Below are 4,423 nucleotides of genomic sequence, written 5' to 3' on the forward strand. Positions count from 1 at the left end.
CCCTGTTCGCGAGCAGAGGTGAAGTGCGACAGGACCTTCTCGTACTGCGGCTGATTGGAGACCGGCCCCATCTCCGTCGCCGGGTCCTTCGGATCCCCGAGCTTGATGGTCGCCGCACGGGCGACGATGCGCTCGACCAGCGCATCGGCGACGCTTTCGTGGACCAGCAGGCGAGAGCCCGCCAGGCAGGTCTGGCCGGTGGCGGCGAAGACCCCCGCGATCACGCCGTTGGCGGCGGCGTCGAGGTCGGCGTCGGGAAACACGACTTGTGCCGACTTGCCGCCCAGTTCGAGGGAGAACCGTGTCATGTTCTCGATCGCGGCCCTGCCGACATGAATGCCGGTGGCGGTGGACCCGGTGAACGCAATCTTGTCGACGTCCGGGTGCGCCGCCAGCGCGGCGCCGGTCTCGGGTCCCCAGCCGGTCACCACATTGATCACACCGGGCGGAAAGCCCGCTTCGGCGAACAGCTTTGCGAATGCAAGCGTGGACGCGGGGGTGTGGTCGCTCGGCTTGACGACGAACGTGCACCCCGCGGCCAAGCCGGCGGCCAGCTTCCACGTCAGCAGCAGCAGCGGCGAGTTCCACGGGGTGATCGCGCCGACCACGCCGACGGGCTCGTGGCGCGTGTAGACGAAGAAGTTCGGCTTGTCGACCGGGACCACCTCGCCCTGCAGCTTGTCGGCCAGCCCGGCGTAGTAGAAGTAATAGTCCGGCAGGGCTTTCATCTGACCGACCATCTCGCGAACGAGTTTGCCGCCGTCGCGGACCTCCAACTCGGCCAGATTCTCCGCCTCGCGCGCGATGATCTCGCCCAGCCGCCACAACAGCTTGCCTCGCGCCGTCGCTGTCAACTGCCCCCACGGGCCGTGCAACGCGGCCCGTGCCGCGGCCACCGCACGGTCGACGTCCGCAGGGCCGCCGTCGGGTACACGCGCCCAGGGGCCGCCGGTGAAGGGATCGACGCTGTCGTAGGTGGCACCCGATGCGGCGGCGGTCTGCTCACCGTCGATCAGCAATTCGAACTGCACCAATTGCTCTGTCGCGGTGTCCGTCATCTCGACCATCTCCTCATCGGGTGCGCGGTGACTTCTTGTTGGCGCGCGAGTCGGTCCGGCCTGCGCCGGCGTTACCCAAATCTGTGTAGAACTTGCCGTGTCGAGCGGCGGTGCTGGGGGGCAGATCGCGAGCCTCCCACATGGCGCGAACCGTGCCCTGCACCCCCAGGGGACGTCGTGCAGCAATTTCGCACGCCAATTCGGTTGCCCGGGACCGCAACTGATCGTCGGGGACTACTTCGGTGACGATGCCGATCCGAAGTGCGGTCTGTGCCGACATCCGCTCCTCGCTGCCCAGCAGAGCCCACCTCATCACCTCGCCGTAGGGGACGCCGAGCGCGAGCATGCCCATCGGCTCCAGCGCGGAGACGATGCCGGCATTGGCATGCGGATCGAAGAAGGTGGCTGTCTCACTGCAGATGGAGAAGTCGCACTCGTTGACGAAGTACATCGCGCCGCCTGCCACGATGCCGTGAAGCGCTGCGATCACCGGCTTCCACACCCGGTGCGCCTTCGGCCCAAGCAGCTCTCCCGGATCTTCCTGGTTGAAGATCGACTTATGGGTCCACCAGGTCCCCTCTGACACATCGATGCCGGTGCAGAAGGCCCGGTCGCCGTTCGCGCACAGCACCGCTACCCGAATGTCGTCGTCGTCGCGGATACGCGCCCACGCCGTCGCGAGGTCGGCGGCCATCTGCTCGGTGAAGCTGTTCAGCCTCTCGGGCCGGTTCAACGCCACCGTGGCGACGTGATCGGACACGTCGAACTCGATGGTCTGCAGATTACCCAGGTCAGTCACGGGCCGATCCTACCTGTATAACTTGGTTAGCGATCTCCCGTTTGAGGATTTTTCCGGCCGGGCCGAGCGGGAATTCTTCGCGGTATTCAAACCGCCGCGGCTGCTTGTAGCCGGCCAACTCCGCGCGACACAGCGCAGCAAGCTCCTCGGTCAGCGCCGGCCGGTCGTGCACGTGAGACTTCGGAATCACCGCGGCGACGGGTGTCTCGCCCCATTCGGGATCCGGTACGCCGACCACAGCGACCATGTCCACCCCGGGATGCTGCGCGATGACCCGCTCGATCTCGGCGGGGTAGACGTTGAATCCACCGGAGATGATGAGGTCGGTGCGACGGCCGGTGATGTGCAGGTAGCCGTCGGCGTCCAGGTAGCCCAGATCGCCGGTGCGCAGCCCGTCGGGACGGAAGGTCTCCGCGGTCTGCTGTGGCAGCTTCCAGTAACCAACAGAGTTGGCGGGGCTGACGATGACGATCTCGCCGACGTCGCCGACCGGCACGTCATTGCCGTCGGCGTCGATGACGCGGATCGCGCACATCGGAGTCTCCTGGCCGCATGAGGTGGCGATCGACGTTCTCCCGGCGATGATGTCACGGTGATCCTGCGGCGTGAGGATGGTGGCCTGTCCGCCGCATTCGGTCAGTCCGTAGCGCTGCTGAAGGTCGCAGCCGAGCAGGTCCATGGCCTTGCGCGCCAGGCCCGGTGGCACCGGCGCTGAACCATAGGAGATTCGTCGCAGGCTCGACATGTCCCGAGGGGGACCGTCTTCCAGGATGGTCAACGTCCTGTGCAGCATCGTCGGGATGAAGGTGGTGAAGGTGATTGCGCTGCGCTCGATCTCGTCGATCACAGCCTGCGGATCGAAGCGCTGGTGGATGACCATCGTCTGTCCCAAATACAGCCAGGACACGGTGCGCACCATGCCGCCCGCGGTGAAGAACGGGGTGGTGGCCAACATGACGTCCGACCGGTTTGCCTCGGTCACCAGATTGGTGTCGGCCGCCTGGTAGAGCAGGCCGCGATGCGTGTGCATCACGCCCTTGGCGCGACCGGTGGTGCCACTTGTGTAGAGGATGACGGCCACATCGTCGGGGCTGATATCACCGCTACCCGCGTTCGGCTGAGCCGCTGCCAGCGCCGTCTCGTAGTCGGTGACCAACTCGCTGACGCCGTTCACCGTCTGTGCGCCCATGCCCAATATCGTCTTCAGTCCGGTCAATTCGCCGAGAAACCTGTCGATCTGGTCGGCGTGGACGATCACGGCTCGTGCGTCGCAGTCGTCGCGGACGTGGGCCACCTCGTCGGGCGCCAGCCTGATGTTCACCGGCACCGCGATCAACCCGGCCTTGGCCAGCCCGAACGAGATCTCCGGCCACTCGATGCAGTTGCGCGCGATCACCATCACCCGGTCCCCGGGTTCCAGTCCCCGCCCGGCCAGGTAGGCGGCCAGCCGGCGGGCCCGCTCGTCGACCTGGGTCCAGGTGTGCACCCGGTCGGCGTCGACGAGTGCGCGCTTGTCCGGATAACGGCGCGCGTTGTTGGTGGCGATGTCTCCGACGAGCATCAGATCAACGAACCGTCATATCAGGAATGCCAATGTCTCGACGGGACCGCCCGCGTCGACCAGGTGCACGATCTTGCGGACCAGCCGCGGGCCGTCCGCCGTCCGGCGAATCGTGTGAAGCACTCGGCCAGCCCAGAACCGTTGACGGATGCGATATTCGAACAGTGCGAAATTCGACTCGACTGTGACGGTGTCGCCATCCTCGGCGGCCACTTCGCTGTTGGAGATGACGCGCCGCATGACCGAGGGCGGCGTTTGGGAGTGCCGGGTGCCGGTGTTCAGCTGAGCGACCCTGCTCTTGATCCGCCGCCGGTTGTCGTTGATGTAGGCCAGCGTGGTTCGAGGATCGTCGCCGGGGTGCATGGGAACCCGGTATTCGACGGTGTCGTCGTCATCGGCCCAGAGCGTCTCCCACTCCGAGTAGCGGCCTTCATCGGCCAGCCGAGCCTCCAGGTACAGGAAGGCAAGGATCTCTGCGTCGGGGAGGGCCCGCAGCGCGGGACGAGTCTGAGTTGTCGGCTGTTCTGACGCAGCGTCGACGGTCACGCTCCCGTCCCTCCTCCGACGACGGCCGCCCATTGCGAGTAGAACCCGCGCTGTGGCGTCTCGGCGCTCTTGTCCCGGTTGATGATTCCGGTGTCGTCGGTGATGTCGTGCTCCACGCCGCGCGCCAGAACCAGCCACTCCGGCAGCTCCGCGGCGAGCCCGGCCTGGTTGCGCATGCCGATCTCGCCGTCATCGGCGATGAGGAACCCCGCCGGCCCCATCGCTCCCTCCGAGCGCCGCAGCGTGCGTTCGTTCAACGCGTCCTGGCCCGGGATCAATACGGCCGTGGTGTACGCGACGGTGCGGTCGGGCGCCTGCGGTTCGACGAACATGACGTTCATCTCCGCCAGGAAGAGGTTGGGCCAGATCAGGGTGTGGGGCGGCCCCACCACCAACGCATCGTGCGCCTGCTCGGGACCGTAAGCCTCCTCCAACGCGTCGACGTAGGAGGGCAGCTTC

General features: G+C 66.4%; 5 protein-coding genes. All 5 read right to left on the minus strand.

Going from position 1 to position 4,423, the window contains the following annotated elements; translation table 11 throughout:
- A partial coding sequence (locus tag QOJ24_RS02755) for an aldehyde dehydrogenase family protein (RefSeq protein WP_526258870.1) occupies nucleotides 1-1,058 on the minus strand: 1,058 nt, incomplete at its 3' end.
- Between the two features lie 13 nt (nucleotides 1,059-1,071).
- Nucleotides 1,072-1,857: an enoyl-CoA hydratase/isomerase family protein gene (locus QOJ24_RS02760; protein WP_526258872.1), complete on the minus strand. Its 786-nt coding sequence runs from the start codon at nucleotides 1,855-1,857 to the stop codon at nucleotides 1,072-1,074.
- On the minus strand, nucleotides 1,850-3,418 hold the full coding sequence (locus tag QOJ24_RS02765; RefSeq protein ID WP_526258874.1) for a class I adenylate-forming enzyme family protein: 1,569 nt from the start codon (nucleotides 3,416-3,418) through the stop codon (nucleotides 1,850-1,852). Before QOJ24_RS02765 ends, QOJ24_RS02760 begins: the two co-directional genes overlap by 8 nt.
- 15 nt (nucleotides 3,419-3,433) lie before the next feature.
- Entirely contained in the window at nucleotides 3,434-3,964 is a 531-nt protein-coding gene (locus QOJ24_RS02770) for an aromatic-ring-hydroxylating dioxygenase subunit beta (RefSeq protein ID WP_526258876.1), read from the minus strand.
- Nucleotides 3,961-4,423, minus strand: a 463-nt coding sequence (locus tag QOJ24_RS02775; protein WP_526258878.1) for an SRPBCC family protein, incomplete at its 5' end; no start/stop codon positions are given. The genes QOJ24_RS02770 and QOJ24_RS02775, both read right to left, overlap by 4 nt.

The organism is Mycobacterium sp. (assembly GCF_032159775.1).
Lineage (GTDB): Bacteria > Actinomycetota > Actinomycetes > Mycobacteriales > Mycobacteriaceae > Mycobacterium.

Excerpts from the sequence above, each read along its gene's own strand:
- QOJ24_RS02765 (WP_526258874.1), bottom strand. The coding sequence starts at position 3,418 with ATGCTCGTCGGAGACATCGCCACCAACAACGCGCGCCGTTATCCGGAC.